This window comes from Parasphingorhabdus sp. (genome assembly GCF_036964565.1).
Lineage (GTDB): Bacteria > Pseudomonadota > Alphaproteobacteria > Sphingomonadales > Sphingomonadaceae > Parasphingorhabdus.
This window is the reverse complement of record NZ_JBALTN010000019.1, coordinates 1-16,880: the sequence shown is the minus strand read 5'-3', so window position 1 is coordinate 16,880 and position 16,880 is coordinate 1. Positions and strand designations below refer to the sequence as shown.

Annotated in this window: 13 protein-coding genes and 1 pseudogene; 5 read left to right on the top strand and 9 right to left on the bottom strand. The window is 56.3% G+C overall.

Annotated elements, in window-relative coordinates; genetic code table 11:
* Positions 1-6 precede the first annotated feature (6 nt).
* Positions 7-660 (top strand): class I SAM-dependent methyltransferase, encoded by a 654-nt coding sequence (locus V7650_RS17335; protein ID WP_335657469.1) that lies wholly within the window; start codon positions 7-9, stop codon positions 658-660.
* The gene (locus V7650_RS17330) at positions 657-1,103 is read left to right on the top strand and encodes a hypothetical protein (protein WP_335657468.1); all 447 of its coding nucleotides are present in this window, start codon (positions 657-659) and stop codon (positions 1,101-1,103) included. The genes V7650_RS17335 and V7650_RS17330 overlap by 4 nt, the downstream gene beginning before the upstream one ends.
* 760 nt (positions 1,104-1,863) lie before the next feature.
* Here the strand turns inward: V7650_RS17330 and V7650_RS17325 are convergent.
* From V7650_RS17325 to V7650_RS17300, 6 genes are all read right to left on the bottom strand, one after another.
* Positions 1,864-2,244 carry a copper-binding protein gene (locus V7650_RS17325; RefSeq protein WP_335657467.1) on the bottom strand — a complete coding sequence of 127 codons (381 nt, stop codon included), beginning with the start codon at positions 2,242-2,244 and terminating at the stop codon, positions 1,864-1,866.
* Positions 2,223-5,387, bottom strand: a complete 3,165-nt coding sequence (locus V7650_RS17320; RefSeq protein ID WP_335657466.1) for an efflux RND transporter permease subunit — start codon at positions 5,385-5,387, stop codon at positions 2,223-2,225. Before V7650_RS17320 ends, V7650_RS17325 begins: the two co-directional genes overlap by 22 nt.
* Positions 5,384-6,904: an efflux RND transporter periplasmic adaptor subunit gene (locus tag V7650_RS17315; protein ID WP_335657491.1), complete on the bottom strand. Its 1,521-nt coding sequence runs from the start codon at positions 6,902-6,904 to the stop codon at positions 5,384-5,386. Before V7650_RS17315 ends, V7650_RS17320 begins: the two co-directional genes overlap by 4 nt.
* Before the next feature lie 8 nt (positions 6,905-6,912).
* Positions 6,913-8,115 carry a TolC family protein gene (locus tag V7650_RS17310; protein ID WP_335657465.1) on the bottom strand — a complete coding sequence of 401 codons (1,203 nt, stop codon included), beginning with the start codon at positions 8,113-8,115 and terminating at the stop codon, positions 6,913-6,915.
* 145 nt (positions 8,116-8,260) lie between these two features.
* The gene (locus V7650_RS17305) at positions 8,261-8,617 is read right to left on the bottom strand and encodes a hypothetical protein (RefSeq protein ID WP_335657464.1); all 357 of its coding nucleotides are present in this window, start codon (positions 8,615-8,617) and stop codon (positions 8,261-8,263) included.
* Between the two features lie 206 nt (positions 8,618-8,823).
* Positions 8,824-9,114 (bottom strand): hypothetical protein, encoded by a 291-nt coding sequence (locus V7650_RS17300; RefSeq protein WP_335657463.1) that lies wholly within the window; start codon positions 9,112-9,114, stop codon positions 8,824-8,826.
* Between the two features lie 453 nt (positions 9,115-9,567).
* On the opposite strand from V7650_RS17300, the gene V7650_RS17295 reads away from it, so the two are divergent.
* Positions 9,568-10,068: a Cu(I)-responsive transcriptional regulator gene (locus V7650_RS17295; RefSeq protein WP_335657462.1), complete on the top strand. Its 501-nt coding sequence runs from the start codon at positions 9,568-9,570 to the stop codon at positions 10,066-10,068.
* Positions 10,069-10,083: 15 nt separating this feature from the next.
* Here V7650_RS17295 and V7650_RS17290 read toward each other — a convergent pair whose 3' ends face one another.
* Both V7650_RS17290 and V7650_RS17285 read right to left on the bottom strand, forming a co-directional pair.
* Entirely contained in the window at positions 10,084-10,530 is a 447-nt protein-coding gene (locus V7650_RS17290; protein WP_100095846.1) for a DUF411 domain-containing protein, read from the bottom strand.
* A gap of 16 nt (positions 10,531-10,546) precedes the next feature.
* Positions 10,547-11,959: a multicopper oxidase family protein gene (locus V7650_RS17285; RefSeq protein ID WP_335657461.1), complete on the bottom strand. Its 1,413-nt coding sequence runs from the start codon at positions 11,957-11,959 to the stop codon at positions 10,547-10,549.
* Between the two features lie 389 nt (positions 11,960-12,348).
* On the opposite strand from V7650_RS17285, the gene V7650_RS17280 reads away from it, so the two are divergent.
* Complete coding sequence (locus V7650_RS17280) at positions 12,349-13,056, top strand: CBS domain-containing protein (RefSeq protein WP_335657460.1); 708 nt, start codon at positions 12,349-12,351, stop codon at positions 13,054-13,056.
* A 93-nt stretch (positions 13,057-13,149) separates the two neighbouring features.
* Complete coding sequence (locus V7650_RS17275) at positions 13,150-15,708, top strand: NAD-dependent epimerase/dehydratase family protein (protein ID WP_335657459.1); 2,559 nt, start codon at positions 13,150-13,152, stop codon at positions 15,706-15,708.
* A 733-nt stretch (positions 15,709-16,441) separates the two neighbouring features.
* Here V7650_RS17275 and V7650_RS17270 read toward each other — a convergent pair.
* Positions 16,442-16,880 (bottom strand): annotated as a pseudogene (locus V7650_RS17270) (IS701 family transposase); the annotation flags it as partial.

Genomic DNA, 16,880 nt, shown 5'->3' with positions numbered 1-16,880 from the left:
CCTGAGATGGTAACCGAAACCTACACACCGCCATTGGGCTATAAAATTCTCACCCCGCTCTATGATTTCGTCATCCGCTATTTGACGCGGGAAAGCGCATGGCGTTCGGCACTGGTAAACCAGATCAATCCGCTTCCAGGTGACCGAATTTTGGATGTGGGCTGTGGAACCGGAAGCCTGCTGGCTGTTTTGGCGAAGCAATGTCCGGAAGCGGAATTTATCGGGCTTGACCCGGATATAGGGGCGCTCGAGCGCGCATCCAAAAAAATAGACAGTGCCAATATTCGGCTGATCCCAGGGTTCTTGTCAAAAGAGGCTTTGCCCAAAGGATGGCAGCCTACAAAGATAACATCCAGTTTGATGTTTCATCAGGTGGCACTCGAAAAAAAGAGCGAGATAGCCGAAATCATGCGCAACTTGCTTATGCCCGGCGGAGAACTCCACATTGCGGATTATGCAATGCAGAAGTCAACACTGATGCGCGCTACGTTTCGAATGACGGTGCAGCAGCTCGATGGCGTCGAAGATACGAGGCACAATGCTGAGGGTATATTGGAAAGAATATTGGTAGCGCCGGGATATTTGACGAAAAAAACCCAAAGTTTCGCGACAGCAACGGGTTCGATTTCACTGTTCAAAGCCGAGTTGGTCGCTTCATGAAATTTGACAAACAGCCCGAGGTTCACATCGCCACATTCGGATTTTTCACGTCCTTCATTTGGGAAATCCTGCAAATGCCATTCTTTGATGTGGGATCGGCAGGCTATTGGGAGAGAACGCTGGGCTGTACGCGGGCAACATTTGGAGACGTTGGGATATTGTTGCTCGCCTACACGGTAGTTTCAATATTAGCGCGGAACCGGAACTGGATGTATTATCCAAAATACTGGATGATCAGTATCTATCTGCTGACCGGGCTGGGAATTACGGTGATTATTGAAGCTATGGCAACCAGCGTGCCGCGTGAATGGGATTGGGGTTGGCGATATAGCGACCTCATGTCTTTGGTGCCCGGTACGAACATAGGCTTCGTTCCCATCCTTATGTGGCTAATCATCCCGTTGATCACGCTTTGGTTTGCAAGGCGCCAGCCACGACCCTAGCCCTCGACATGCCGAAGGAAAAACAGATTCAAAACAGTTCATATAATAAGAAAAGCAGCTAGCGATCCCATGATTATTGCTATTTCTTTTGCCGGCATCACTGGGTTATTTGCGTTCGAGAAATTTTATCTGTCCAAACAGCGAGGGGAGGCCAAGGCGAAAACCGGCACGGAAAGGCGTTCCCATTGATCCAGTTAACTGTCTTTGGCCGATGCATTTTCGGCACAACCCAATTTATCCACTTTCAGATCATTCACCGGACCCATCATTGGCTCAGATAGTTAAATTTAGGCATAACGCGAAAAATAGCGAACGGGCTACGTGCCATTGCGCTTTTAGCAAGATCCAGCTTCGACTTTTAGTGGGTTCAAACGTACAGTAATCTCACCAATGGAAATATTCTTTTCCCATTGGCGATTTATACATCCCCCGGCATTGGAGATAATTATCCTACCGGTTTTTTTCAGATCTCGGCGGGTATAGAATCGTTGAACAGCCTTATCAGAACTCGACCAGCCTCTGCGGCCCGCCGCAGACAAAATCGCGTTACGACTTGAGGTATTTCACTAGCGCGAAGATCCCAAGCGTTACGAGTATAAGCAATCCAATCCAGAATACGCCCATTCCGATCATCATCATTGGGCTGCCCATCATTCCATCGCAATTCATCATCATCATCTCCATTATCGATTATTGTGCTTGGTTTTAAAGGATTGGGATCTCGCGCCGCGCTGCCCTGCGGCACGACGCGAGGCACCCATCACTGCTTGGCGATCGCGGTCAGTTCTCCGCCCCCGCCTTCTGTTGTGCGAAATTCAAAGGTGACGCGGTCGCCGACCGCCACCTTCCGCATGCTCTCGTCATCTGCGGAAAATGCCATCGTCATCGCAGGCCAGCCGACCGCAGCGATCGGACCGTGGTCGATCGTGATCTTGCCGTCCGCCTCGTCGATCTCGGTGATCGAGCCTTCGCCGCTTCCGGCCTGTCCTGCCGCGGGGGACTCCATCATCGGCATGTCATCCGACATAGGCATGTTGTCAGCCATCATGGTTCCGGCTGGCTCGGACGTTTCTTGGTCATTACTGCACGCCGCAAGTGCGAGCGGAGCCGCCAACAGGGTCAGGTAGTTTGTGGTACGCATTCTTCATCTCCTTGAGGTTTTGCCGGTTTTTCCGGACGGGGTCGCCGCAACAACAAATATGCGGCGGGTAATACAAACATGGACAGGAGCGGGGCGGTGATCATCCCGCCGATCATCGGCGCAGCAATTCGGCTCATTACTTCCGAACCCGCGCCGGTGCCGATCAGGATCGGGAACAGACCTGCCAGGATCACGGCAACAGTCATTGCCTTTGGCCGAACGCGCAGGAGCGCGCCTTCGCGGATTGCCTGGTCGACTTCCTCCGCATCCGGATCGGTCCGCTGCTCGAGCGCTGCCTTCAGATAGATCAGCATGATCACGCCGAACTCGGCAGAAACTCCGGCAAGAGCAATGAAACCCACCGCCGTGGCGACTGACTGGTTGTATCCGAGCCAATAGAGCAGCCAAAAGCCGCCGGTCAGCGCGAAAGGCAACGTCCCCATGATCAACAGTGCTTCGTCGAAGCGGCGGAAGATCAGATAGAGCAGCAGAAAGATGGTGGCCAAGGTCGCCGGAACGACTATTTTCATGCGTTCCGCCGCGCGGGTCAGATATTCGAACTGCCCTGCATATGAAAGACTGACGCCGGGCGGAAGATTGACACCGTCGGCAATCGCATCTTGCAGATCGCTCACAACCGATGTCAGATCACGGTCGCGGACATCCACATAGACGTAGCTGGTCGGCCGACCCTGCTCGCTTTTCAGCATCGGAGGCCCGCTGCTGACCTTGATCTGCGCTACGGTGCCAAGCGTAATCTGCTGGCCTGAAGGCGTCAGGACGGGAAGTGCGCGCAATTCGCCAACGCTGTCCCGTATTTCACGGGGGTAACGCACATTGACCGGATAACGCGCCAGTCCTTCGACCGTTCGCGCTACATTCGCGCCGCCGATTGCGCCCGACACAATTATCTGCACATCGTCTATAGTGAGTCCGTAACGCGCGGCAGCGAGGCGGTCAATGTCGACATCAATGTAACGGCCACCTGTCAGGCGTTCTGCCAGTGCGGAACTTACACCGGGCACGGTTTTGGCCACTCGCTCGATACCTTGAGCCACCTTATCGATATCAGCCAAGCTCTCACCGAAGACCTTCACTCCGATCGGACTTTTTATTCCTGTTGCCAGCATGTCGATCCGGTTGCGAATTGGCGGGACCCAGATATTCGCCAGTCCCGGCACCCTCACGGTGCGGTCGAGTTCCTCAATTAATTTATCAGGCGTCATTCCTTCGCGCCATTCTTCGCGCGGTTTGAACTGAATAGTCGTCTCGAACATCGTTAGCGGTGCGGGATCGGTGGCGGTATCGGCCCGCCCGGCCTTGCCGAACACGGTCTTTACTTCGGGAACCGATTTGATGAGGCGGTCGGTACGCTGAAGTAGCGCAGATGCCTGGCCCGGCGAAAGGCCGGGCAGGGCACTCGGCATATAGAGCAGATCGCCCTCGTTCAGAGGGGGTAGGAATTCCCCGCCCAGTTGAGACAAGGGTATGATGGTCGTGAGAAAAATCGCACCTGCGATGGCCAATGTTGCTTTCGGCCACCGCATGACCCAGTCGAGCCCCGGTCGGTAGGCCCACGTCAGCCCGCGATTGATCGGGTTTTTGTCTTCGGACGGTATTTTCCCGCGGATCAGCCAGCCCATCAGGACTGGTACGAGCGTCACCGATAAAATTGCCGCCCCTGCCATTGCGTATGTCTTGGTGAAAGCGAGCGGCGCGAACAGCCGTCCTTCCTGCGCCTGCAAGGTGAACACGGGGATGAAGGAAAAGGTAATGATCAGAAGACTGAAAAACAGCGCCGGGCCCACTTCCTTCGCGGCGTCCGCTATTACCTTCCACCGCTCCTGACCGGCCAATACCCGGTCGGGATTGTCGTGCGCCCATCGTTCCAGGTGTTTGTGCGCGTTCTCGACCATCACAATCGCGGCATCCACCATCGCTCCCACAGCAATGGCAATCCCGCCGAGCGACATGATGTTGGCGTTCACGCCTTGGAAGCGCATAATGATGAAGGCGGCGAGGACGCCTAGCGGCAGCGTGACGATCGCTACCAGAGCAGAACGTACATGCCAGAGGAACAGCGCGCAAACCAGGCCGACAACGATGAATTCCTCGATTAGCTTAGTCGTCAGGTTTTCCACCGAAGCGTCAATCAGTTGGGCACGGTTGTAAGTCGTAACGACCTCAACCCCTTTGGGTAGGCTCGCCTGAAGCTGCTTGAGCTTGGCTTCGACTGCTGTGATCGCGCTGCGCGCATCGGCGCCTTGGCGAAGGATCACCACACCTCCCGCGACCTCGCCTTCGCCATTGAGTTCGGCGATGCCGCGCCGAAGCTCGGGACCAATTTGTATGGTTGCAACGTCTCCGAGCGTCACGGGAACGCCCGCGCCGGCGACGCGCAGGGGGATGCTGCGAAAGTCGGCCAATTTGCTAAGATAGCCTGAGGAGCGAACCATATATTCGGCCTCGCCCATCTCGATGATCGATCCTCCAGATTCCCGATTGGATCCACGGACCGCCTTGACTATTTCGGCGTGGGTGACGCCAAGTGAAGCCATACGATAGGGGTCGAGCACGACCTGATATTGCTTGACCATGCCGCCGATGCTGGCGACCTCTGCAATCCCCGGGACCGTTTTTAACTCATAACGTAAAAACCAGTCCTGAAGGCTTCGCAGGCCGGCAAGATCGTTTCCGCCGGTGCGATCGACCAATGCGTATTCGTAAATCCAGCCGACTCCGGTCGCATCCGGGCCGAGCGCGCTTGAAACCCCTTCGGGTAGCTGCCCCTGCACCTGATTGAGATATTCAAGAACGCGCGAGCGCGCCCAGTAAAGATCGGTCCCGTCTTCGAAGATCACATAGACATAGCTATCCCCGAAAAATGAATAACCGCGGACAGTCTTGGCACCGGGGACCGACAACATGGTCGTCGCCAGCGGATAAGTGACCTGATCCTCAACCAGACGCGGCGCTTGCCCTGGATAGTTGGATCGGATGACCACCTGTACATCCGAAAGGTCGGGTATTGCATCGACCGGCGTGGTACGCACAGCCCAATAGCCTGCCAGAGAGAGGACGAGCGCCGCCAGCACGACGAAAAAGCGATTGGCGATAGAACCATCGATAATACGCGCGATCATTGACTGCTCTTCCGGATGGACACGATTTGGGCCCCAGAATCCTTTTGTATGAAGGTGAATTTTACCCGGTCTCCGCGCTTGAACCCGCGTAGCTGCGCAGCGCCGCTGGTAGAGAAGGCCATTGTCATCGCGGGCCAGTCGAGCTGCGGAACGGGTCCGTGCTTCAGCGTGACAGATCTCGCGGCGATCTTTTCGATTGTGCCGGTGGCGCTGAAAGTGGCGGGCTTTTTGTCATCAGCTCCTTGCTGCGCGCCAGCATCTTTGCCCGGTGCCTCCTCAATAGACCGGACGTCGAGACCGGAAAGACTGGCTTCGGAATCGATCAGGAACTGGCCCGAGGTCACGACCTTCTCGCCCGGCGCAAGCCCCGCAAGGACCTCGGTTCGGCCGGCTGCCTCGCGCCCGATGCGGACCTCGGCGGGCGTGAAGCCTCCCTTGTCCTGCCTTAGCATCACGATCGTTCTGCGCCCCGTGCGAATGACGGCTTCGGAGGGGACCAGCAGCGCGCGCCGCGTGTCGGGAGTGAGCGAGACCCGCGCGAACATACCCGGTTTGAGCTTGCCGCCAGGATTGGGCAGCTGCGCCCGCACGGTCACCGTGCGGCTCGCATCCTGCGCGCTCGGCAGCACCGCAATGATGCGACCGACAAACCGTTCGTCAGGGTATGCCGTAAGCGTTGCGTTGACGGGCTGACCGACACGGACATTGGCAATCTGTGTTTCCGGGACCGCCGCCTCGAGCCAGATCGGCGAGAAACCGGTAATTTCCGCCAACATCTGTCCGGCCATCACGGTCATGCCGGGACGAACGCCGAGCGATGTGATGGCGCCGCCGATCGGCGCGGTGACAGTGATCGTCGATTGCGCCCGCCGACTTCGCCCGACTGAGGAGATTAGGCCAGGTGACATGCCCAGCAGGCGCATCCGTTCACGCATGGCGCGAGCGAGCGCTTCGTCGCCGCTGTTCAAGACTGCCAGATATTCCTGCTGCGCGCCGCCCCATTCTGGCACCAGAATATCGACTAGTGGCGCTCCGCGACCGATAACATCGTCGGGCGCGCGGCCATAGGTTCGTTGGACAAAACCGCCCGCTCTGGGCTGGACGATCGCTACATCTCGTCCGTTGTAGGCAAGGACGCCGGTGACAGTCACTTCTGGTTGGAGGACGCCATATTCGGCTTCAGCGGTTTGGATGCCGAAATTCTGGACGAGCGTCGGATCGATACTGACCCCGCTGCTCGCTCCGGCTTCCTCGCCTGCGCATTTGGGGACCAGTTCCATGTCCATGAAAGGGGACTTGCCCGGCTCGTCGAAGCGCTGGCCCGGCACCATCGGATCGTACCAGTAGAGAACATTCTCGCATTGGGTACTGGATGCGCCTCCCGTGCCATTCGCTTCACTCCCGCCTTCGCCTAACTGCGAAATTCCGTAGCCAGCGATTGCGCTGATCAGCGCGACCGTCGCCGCCATCGTCCAGGATTTCTGGCGCGGCGAGAGTTTATCCCATGCGTCTCCCATTGCGGCTCTCATAGGTCGTGCTCCCTGTAGGTAAGTCGTAAATTGGCAGCCGCTTCCACGGTCGCTTCCTCGCGCTCGAGTATTTCGATCTGGAGAAGGGCCAAAGCCTTGATGGCTTCGATGACATCAAGAAGTTCGGCGCGGCCTGCTGCAAAGCTGGCCCTTTCGAGCTCGGCCCGGCTACGGGCCAGAGGTAGCAATTCTTCGGTGGCGCGCTCCCACTGGCGGTGTGCGCTGCGCCAGGCGGCAAGGTCGCCCTCAAATTGCGCCTCAAGCTCGCGCAGGCGATCCGCTTGGATAGATTGCGCGGCAAAAGCATCGGCTTCTGCGGCGGCAATCCTCGGATTCTGGCGCCTGCCCGCGAAAATGGGCAGCGTTATCGAGCCCATAACCGATACGACATCCCCAAAGGCAGGATCGCGCCGCCCGTAGCTTAGGTTGACACCGAAATCGGGGCGCTTATCCGAGCGAGCGAGATCGGCCCGCGCTTCGGCTTGACGAACCTGCGCCACTGCGAGGATGATTTCTGGATTATGCTTTAGGGTCGCCCGGAGACGCTCTACATCGACATTCGTCGGTGGGACTGACCCTGTCGCCGCTGGTTCTTGCACCGAAATGTAGCGCGCCAGCATTGCTTGCGCGGCTTCGCGATCAGCTTCGAGGCGCGTCCGCACATCCTCGACATCCAGCACCGCCCGCCGGACCTCCAAGCTTTCTCCTGGCCTGGCCGAACCGGCAGCGACAGCGCTGCGGGCTAAGGGAACTAGCTGTCCAATCTGTCCTAGCGCGTCATCGGCAACGTTGAGAGCTTGTTGGGAATAGGCGAGCGCAATCCAGGCCTTGCCCGCACCAAGACGTGCCATATAGCGCGCGTTAGCGAGCTGCGCGGTGGCGAAGTCAATATCGGCTGCTGCGATCCCCGCTCTCGCATGACGCTCAGCAAGATTCGGGATAAGCTGCTCCACCCCGACCTGAACCTGTGTGGGCAGCTGCCGATCAAGCTCAAATGCAGCCGGGCCTGTTACAGGCAGATTCTGTATTCCCGCATAGAGACGGGGGTCGGGCAGTTCGTCAGCGGCATCCGCGACCTGCCGGCGAGCATCGAGCTGTTGTTCGCGCGCTCGCACCTGCGGCTGATCGCCAACGGCCGCTCTCAAGGCTTCTTCATACCCAACCGATTGGGCGTAACTTGCCGACGCGAGGGCCAGCATGACCGGAAGCGCAGTCCAAAATGCACATTTCATAATTTTTAGTTTCCGCTAAAGGACGGGGCATGGGCAGAACGAACGACCGGCATTAGATGCGCAGAACGATTCGCTTAGCTTCAGGCTTGCAGGGTTATCTCCCTGCCTATATTCAGAGCTGCGCTTGCGGAGGCGGAGGTTCAGGTCCTAGCCGATTGACAGCCAGCGAGAACTCGGTGAACTCGCCAAACTGCGACGGGATGACTATATCCACATATTCGGCAGACGCGTCAGCGGCCATGGCCAGTGGGGGGATGCAACCGAGCGCCACCAAGCAATCCAGGCGAATGTTCTTGCACGGCCCTTTTTGGTCATCCGAAGAAGTGGTCGATGAGTTTTCCATGCGCATCTCATCACATGGCCCTTCGATCGTCGCAGCGACCTGGGGGCGCGCCGAGGCATAGGCTGCCGACTGCACGAAGAGCCCGCAGACGATCAGGATGAGTCCAAAGGAGCGCAGAATATGCATTACGCCGTCCTATGCGCCTGACCGGGCTCTGACAAGCCTCTTTGCATTAACCTTTTAAAATTCAACATTCTCGGTGCACTCCTATGGTCAATAAGGTCGGTGCAAACCTCAAATCGCGATACAGATAAAGGTCCTGCCCCGCAGGTTACTGCGGGGCAGGTAGAGGGACGGGTCAATTTGGGAGCATGCCCTTAAGATGCTAAGCCTTAGCCGGCTTCGGCGCCAGATATCTGATCCTGCTTTTTCTTCATCATCTCTTTGCAGTTGCGCATCATATCCATCATTTGCGCGCGCATTTCAGGATCATTCATCATGGCCATCATGCCGGACATATCTCCTTTCATGCCTGACATATCGCCCTGCATGGCACCACGCTCCTGGCCTTGCGAATTCTCTTTCGCGCTGGGACGGTGTTCAACCTTGGGCTGTGCAATCGCTGCTGTGGCAAGACCGGCCGTTGCCAGGGCGCCGAGGGCAGCTAATTTTAGATTGTTCATTACAAATATCCTTTTGTTCGATTGGTCGGGTGGGTCTTACGTTATATTGCGCGCTGTTAGAGAGCATGCCTTCTTGCGTGGTCTGTTTTCATGATCCTTGTGAAGAATTGCCCTTGCGCATGCACATCGCGAGCATGAGGAGGCAGGGGAGCACATAGAGAAAAGGAAGGATCGCCGTGAAGCCCGGCCACATCGAACCCAGTAAGAGCCCGCCTACTGCCAAAGCCGCAACAAGGACGAGCAGCCACTTGCGGCGCTTGCCGAAGGCTGTGGAGCAACTTCCGCTCGTTTCTGCCTTAGCCGTTTGACCAGCCGAGGGTGCGTGTACCAATGCTCGGGACGAGTTAGTATCCATCGCTTCTCTATTCTCCGAATCAATCAATGACCGGAATATAAGGGTTCCCATCATGGGAAGGTCAAGAGGTTTATAAACTTATTGTGACTATCCCATCAATGGATTTGCATTCCCATGATGGGAAGCTTATAAATGTGCGCATGAGACATTCCCACACAATCGGCGAGGCTGCTGCAACGACAGGCGTTTCGGCCAAGATGATCCGCCACTATGAGAAGATCAGGCTTATCATGCCCGCGGAACGAACCGGCGCCGGTTATCGGCTCTACGATCCTGCCGATATCCATAAGCTGCGCTTTATCCGCCGAGCCCGCAATCTGGGCTTTTCGATTGACGAAATCAAAGAGTTGCTCGGTCTTTGGCAGGATGAGACGCGGGCCAGCAAGGATGTTCGACACGTTGCCGACAGCCATCTAGTCGCTCTGCGGAACAAGGCGGCGGAAATTCACTCGATGATCGATGCTCTTGAGCATCTCCTCGAAGGGTGTACAAACGATGATCGTCCCGACTGTCCCATTCTCAAGGGCCTGGCCAGTGATGCCACTTCTACCCGTTCTAAGAATGTCGGTCACAAATTTGGATACGAGCGTATCTGCTAGGATCGTTTGCGGCAGTCAATAGCGCTTGTAGACGCTTTTGGCGCCGTCCGGAGCGACAGCCGTAATTGTCCAAGTACCGGATTTCGGACCGCCCATTCCCGGCGAACCGGTAGGCATTCCTGGCAGCGTGATCCCCAAAATATCGGGGCGTTCTTTCAAAAGACGATCGACGCTCGCGACCGGGACATGCCCGTCCACAAAATATCCCCCGATGAGCATCGTGTGGCAGCCTTCGAGCCCGGCCGGTACGCCTTGGCGTTCCTTGATGAGGGCGAGGTCATGGGTCGCCACCATTTTAACCGGATATCCGTTGGCCTCGAGATAGGCTCCGTAACTCTCGCAGCAGCTGCATTGCGGGTTTTTGAAAATCGTGGCGAGCGGCTTTGCCTCTTGGGCCGATGCGAGTGTGGGAATTGCCATAAACGCAGCCAGAACTGCAGTAATCTTGAGAAGTAAGTTCATCAAATTTCCTTTCATATTAATTTACCCGAATTGTGGCCACCATCCCAGCAGCCTGATGCTCGAGAATGTGGCAATGGAACATCCAATCGCCCGGATTGTCGGCGACAAATGCGATCTCGACGCGTTCCTGCGGAGACATCAGCACGGTATCCTGCCACTCACGATATTGTGTGGGGTTGCCATTGCGAGACAAAACCCGGAAGCTGTGACCATGCAAATGAATTGGGTGCCACCATGCGGTGTCGTTTATCATGTCAAGAACGAGCGTCCGGCCCTGCGGGGTCGTTATAATGGGGTCATGGACATGGCCAGTTGCCGAAACGCCATTGACCGTCCAGCCCATCATGCCTCCCGACATCATTCCCGAACCGCTTTTCCGCCCGCTCATCATACCCATCATCCCGCCGCCGAAGCGGATCTCGTGACGATCTGAATTGGCGAAATTGGGTTCAGCGAGTGGGTTCGGTGACAGCGAGACCGCGTGTTGCAAGGGCGCGCTGCGCATTGGGGTTCCTGCATAGACAAGCTCGTTGAGGCTGTATTCCAGACCCGAGTAGAAAACATCGCGGATTTCATGCCGGGTGGCAGAGGCTTCCGTAAGGTCGAGGATTAGATCAACCCGCATCGCCGGCCCCAGCAGCAGTGGACTGGACGGCGTGTGTGGTTCGACGGGCTGTCCATCGAGGGCAATAATAACCGGCTCGATGTCTGAGAAATCGAGTCCGAATATCCGCGCATTGGCGGAGTTCACCAGCCTGAGCCTGATCCGTTCGTTCGGACGCACCTCTAGGGGCTTTGGTGGTTTTGCGTTGATGGTGATCGTGTTGCCGATTCGGCCCGCCATCATCGCATCGTGCCGGCTACCGAAGCCTCCACTAATTTGACCGCTGTCACTCATCCGCCAGTCGTCCAGCACCCAGGTAATATCGCGGTCGACTCGCGGTGAATCAGCTTCCTCGATGATTAGGGGCCCGTAAAGCCCGCGCCCGACCTGCTCGAAACTGCGCTGGTGCGGATGATACCAGAAGGTACCTGCATCAGCCGGGGTAAATTCATATAGGAAGGCTTGCCCCGGTTCGACGGGATCCTGCGTCAGATGCGGCACACCATCCATCGCATTGGGCACACGCAGCCCGTGCCAATGAATGGTTGTTCCCTCATCGAGATTGTTTTTAAGAAGCGCTTTTAAAGGCTGCCCTTGCCGGACTCTGATCTCGGGTCCGGGTACTAAGCCGTTGTAACCCCAGACAGGAACTTGTGGCAACCGCTCGCCCATTAGCGATGCAAGGGTTTTCCCCGCTTCGAGAACGAGTTCATTTTGACCAGCCTTGGCACCTACAGATCCTCTGGTGCCCGCTCCAAGGATTACCGCGGTTCCCGCACCGATCGCCACCACGCCGGATCCAGCGAGCACGGCTCGCCGCGTCATGCGTGATCCTGTCTGCGCCATAGGGGAAATTCTCCAAAATCGTTGTCAGTTGCGGCTCGCCGACAAGTATAGGGCTTCCCATCATTGGAAGGTCAACCCCCCCGACGAGCCATTTTAAAATTGAAAAATTATGAGGGGTTGGAGCAGCTTTATTCGTATAGGTAATATGACTGGTCAACAGGCCTTACAGAAATGAGACTTGCTTTTCCGTTCGCGCCTGCCGGATTTGTTTTGCACCAGGAGCGGAGACGCAGTCGATGTGACAGCTTGCAGCGCCGAAGACAACTCCACCAAGATCAGGAGCGCGACCAAAGTAATTTCGCAAGCGCCTGTCAGATCGCAGGAAAGTGAGGCCCACGTCATTACCAACTTTCACAAGCCGCGCCAATATGCGTTTAGCGGTTGCACAAGAAAGGCGAAGCGAAGGAGAAATTGGAACATTGCTGTTAGTTGTGCGTTTTCATGAAGTGTCCGATTATTCAGATGGTCGTTGCCAGAATATTTTTTTGGACACTGTTGACCTTCCGATGATGGGAAGCCCTATCTTTCCGTCATTGTATGATTCGACGAGGAGGCACCGTTGGATGCCGCATCCTCTGGCTTTGGAAACGGCTTTTCTTGTCGGCGAGTTCCATCAAATAAAGGAGACAAACATGAATGTTCGTGAAATTATGACCAGTGACCCAGCCTGCTGCGATAAAGAGACGAGCGCGCAGGACGCGGCACAGCTGATGGTAGAAAATGACTGCGGGGAAATTCCAGTCGTGGACAACGAGCGCAAACTTGTTGGAGTGGTGACCGATCGAGACATTTGCTGCCGGGTCGTAGCCGAAGGAAAGTCGCCAGATACGCGAATTGAAGATATAATGACTCGATCGGCTGTGACTGTCACACCTGATACCGATATGGAGGCATGCTGTTCCGCGATGGAGAGCAACAAGGTCCGACGTGTTCCCGTGATTGACGACGACGGAAACTGTTGCGGCATGGTCTCCCAGGCTGACATCGCGCGGTCCGGTGCCAACGCAAAAACTGGCGAGCTTGTCGGGGAGATCTCTAACCCGGGTGAGGAAAAAACCTCGACAGGTTGCTGCTAACCTAATGGTCTATCGCAGGGCCGTCATCTGGCCACCGGGGACGGCTCCATCGATGCTGGTAGGAGAGCCAAGGTGAGATTGAAGGGGTGATTTATGGAAAAGGGCCTTGTCCTCATAACTGGTGCGAACGGCTATATCGGCCGTGCGCTTACCAGGCGATTAACCGATAACTACCGCATCATCGGACTTGACCGGTCAGCCTCGGAAGACATCCCCGGACTGGAGGCCTCGTATTCGATCGACCTCGCCCAAGAAGCGTCGGTTGTTGACGCCCTTGAAACGGTGAGAGCCGCTTACGGTAACAAGATCGCGGCATGCATTCACCTGGCTGCCTATTTCGACATTACGGGCGAGCCGAACCCTCTATATGAAGAGGTCAATGTGGAGGGTTCGCGCCGGCTGATCACAGCGCTGCAGGACTTTGATGTCGACCAATTTGTCTATGCGAGCTCGATGCTGGTCCACGAACCCAGGCCACTGCCGGACGAGCGGATCGATGAATCCTCGCCGATCGGACCGACCTGGCCCTATCCCCAATCGAAGGCCGATGCTGAAAAAGTGCTGCGCGAAAATCGCGGCGGAATACCGGTGGTCTTCCTGCGGTTTGCGGGCGTCTATGACGACGAGGGTCACTCCGCCTTTCTCGCCGAGCAAATCGCCGGCGTGTACGAACACCGTGTGTCGGCGCATCTCTATCCCGGGATGTTGTGTGCAGCGCAGTCCGCGCTGCATCTCGAGGATTTGGCCAAGGCAGTCGAACAGACGATTGCGCGCAGGGACCAGTTGCCCGGCGAGACCCCGATACTCATCGGCGAACCGGATACGCTGGGCTACGCCGAGATCCAGGACATCGTTCATCGCGAAATCCACGGCGAAGACTGGACCACAGTCCGGATTCCGAAGGCCGTGGCGAAGCTGGGTACATGGATTGAGGAGGAAATTCTTGGCCACGATGGTTTCGTGAAGCAATGGATGGTTGATGATGCCAATGCGCATTATATTCTCGACATTTCCCGCGCTCGGAAACTGCTGAATTGGGAGCCTGAGCACTCGCTCCGTGAGACGCTTCCGGCTATCGTTGAAGCTCTGAAATCAGATCCGCAGAAATGGTATGAGGCAAACAAGCTTAATACCGCGCGGGTTGCGTGGCATCCGAAAGGTTCCGCCGAAAAAACTGTGCAAACACCACACCTTTCGTCGCATGACGGACACCAAATGGCCGGGGACATGGCGGGTGAGATGCACGATATGGATGGTCCCCAACGCGAAACGCGTTGGACCCATTACGCGGTCATCGGGCTTGGCCTCTGGTTGGCCGCAAGCCCGGGTGTCTATGACGTCGTATCCGCCGATACTGCACGCGCCTCGGTTGTGGCGGTAACCCTTGAACGGGGTCTGCCGTCGATCGAATGGCGCGCAAACGCTCTTGCCATCAGTGATATGCTGAGCGGGATCGCATTGGCGATTTTCGGCGGAATGTCGCTTTCGAAGCGTACCGCCTGGCTGGGCCAGTGGGCGACCGCCTTCATCGGGGTCTGGCTGCTTTTTGCCCCGCTGTTCTTCTGGAGCCCGAGCGCCGCGCAATATCTGACCAATTTGCTTGTAGGCACATTGGTGATCGCATTCTCGGTTCTCGTGCCGATGATGCCGGGCATGAGTATGGAAGGCATGATGGACAAGAAGTCTATCCCGCCGGGGTGGACCTACAGTCCGTCCACCGATGCGCAGCGTTTCCCGATCGTGGCGATGGGCATCATCGGCCTTCTGATATCTCGCATGCTCACCTCCTATCAGCTCGGCCATATCGATGGGGCCTGGGAGCCATTTTTCTCAGGATCGCTCGCTGATCCAAAGAACGGGACCGAGGAAATCATTACCTCTGACATATCCAAGGCGTGGCCGATCCCGGATGCCGGTCTCGGTGCCATCAGTTACGTCCTGGAAATCCTGATGGCGGTGATGGGGACCAGAGCGCGCTGGCGGACCATGCCCTGGATGGTGACCTTCTTTGGGATACTCGTCATCCCGCTTGGCGTCGTCAGTATCTATTTCGTGATCATCCAGCCGATCATGATCGGAACGTGGAGTACCCCGGCCCTGATTGCTGCGCTGGCAATGCTGATCATGATACCGTTCTCCCTTGATGAGGTTATTGCCATGGGCCAGTATCTCTACTGGTCAAAGAAAGAGGGCAAACCCCTTGTGCGAACCTTCTTCAAGGGCGGTGCTGCATCGCGCGGCGAAATAGACAAGGAAGATTACATGACCGATGTGCGAGCCATCTGGAATAACACGGTGAGGGGCGTCACCTTCCCGTGGACGCTGATCGCAAGTACTGTGCTGGGCGCTTGGCTCATGCTGAGCAGGCTTACGCTCGGCAGCGAGGGGGCGATGGCAAACAGCGACCACGTCGTGGGCGCTCTGGTCATAACGGTCGCGATCATCGCGACGGCCGAAGTCGCGCGGGCCTTGCGGTTCGTAAATATCGCTTTCGGTGCCTGGCTCGTGATAGCGCCATTCATTCTGAATGGGGCTTCGTCGTCCGGTATGGTTGCATCGGTTGTGGTCGGACTTCTTCTCATCGGGTTGAGCTTTCCAAGAGGAGAAAGAAGCGGCGAGCACTACGCTGGATGGGATCGCTACATAATCTAGCATATTATGCCCCAAACAAAGCTTTTCGGGTTCAGCAGCGACCGTATAGTGGCTTTCGCTTTCCGTGGACGGTCTTCGAATCGCGTGGAGTTCTGTGCGCGTCTGCCGAATTTGAATCCGGGCATACATGTATCGGGCTATTTACATGAGACAAAACTGGTTGATCAATAGGATCCTAAAGATCTCAGCGGTCAAGGTAACTATGGTAGGTGATAGCCGTTGCGGAGCGCGTGCTAATTCTCGGACAAACTGCACTATTGCGGTCAATGTTGATCATTCCCGTCGCCTACTTGCTGATGTGGCGTAGACAGACGAAAGTGAAGAACCCAAGAACAAAGACGTAAACTGTCATAACCGATTGGTTAGGCATAGATCCACCATTCGTAGCTTTTTGGCATCGATATCGAATTTCGTGGAAAGTGATTTAGATAATTGGAGCTATTACTGCAGGTTCCACCGATTTTTGCAAACGCTTCAAATCGAAAATTGACTAAGAATCCAAATATGGTTAATATTAGTTAATGAGATCAATTACTTAACATAAGATATATTATCAACCTTATTGGGCAATTGATAAGAAAAGCTGTCGATCGCTATATCCTAGTTTTCTTTTACAAGATCATATTGCTAATGATTTTCCGATTTCTGATGTACGGTGCCATCAGAAAAACTACCTGCCCGATCCTAGTGTCCGCACTGTGGGCACGTCAGGTCAGGAGGTTTGGCGAGGCGTTCAATGATGGCCTGCCTGATCGCCGGCAGGCTCGGCTGTGGTGGCGGCCCGGCGATTCTTTTTCCCCCCTTGGCCTGCTTGAGGCGGCGGGATTGCAGGAAGGCCAAGGCAATCATCGACATCAGCACATGTCGGTGAAGCCCCTTCCATGATCGGCCTTCGAAGTGATCAAGGCCGAGCTCTTCCTTGAGTTGCTGATGTCCCTGTTCGCAGACTCAACGGGCCTTGATGGCTCCGGCAAGCTGCTTGCTCGGCGTGTCGGAGGACAGGTTGGAGAGGTATTATTTCCGCTCGCCGGTTGAGCGATGTTCGCCGACCAGCCACACTTCCTCGCCGCGCAGATGTTGCGCGCCACTGTTCCAGATGCGTTGAGGCGGGCCATCGGCAACTCGCACGCGAACGGCGGCGAAGCGTGCCGAGAGCAGCCCCTTGGTTCCGC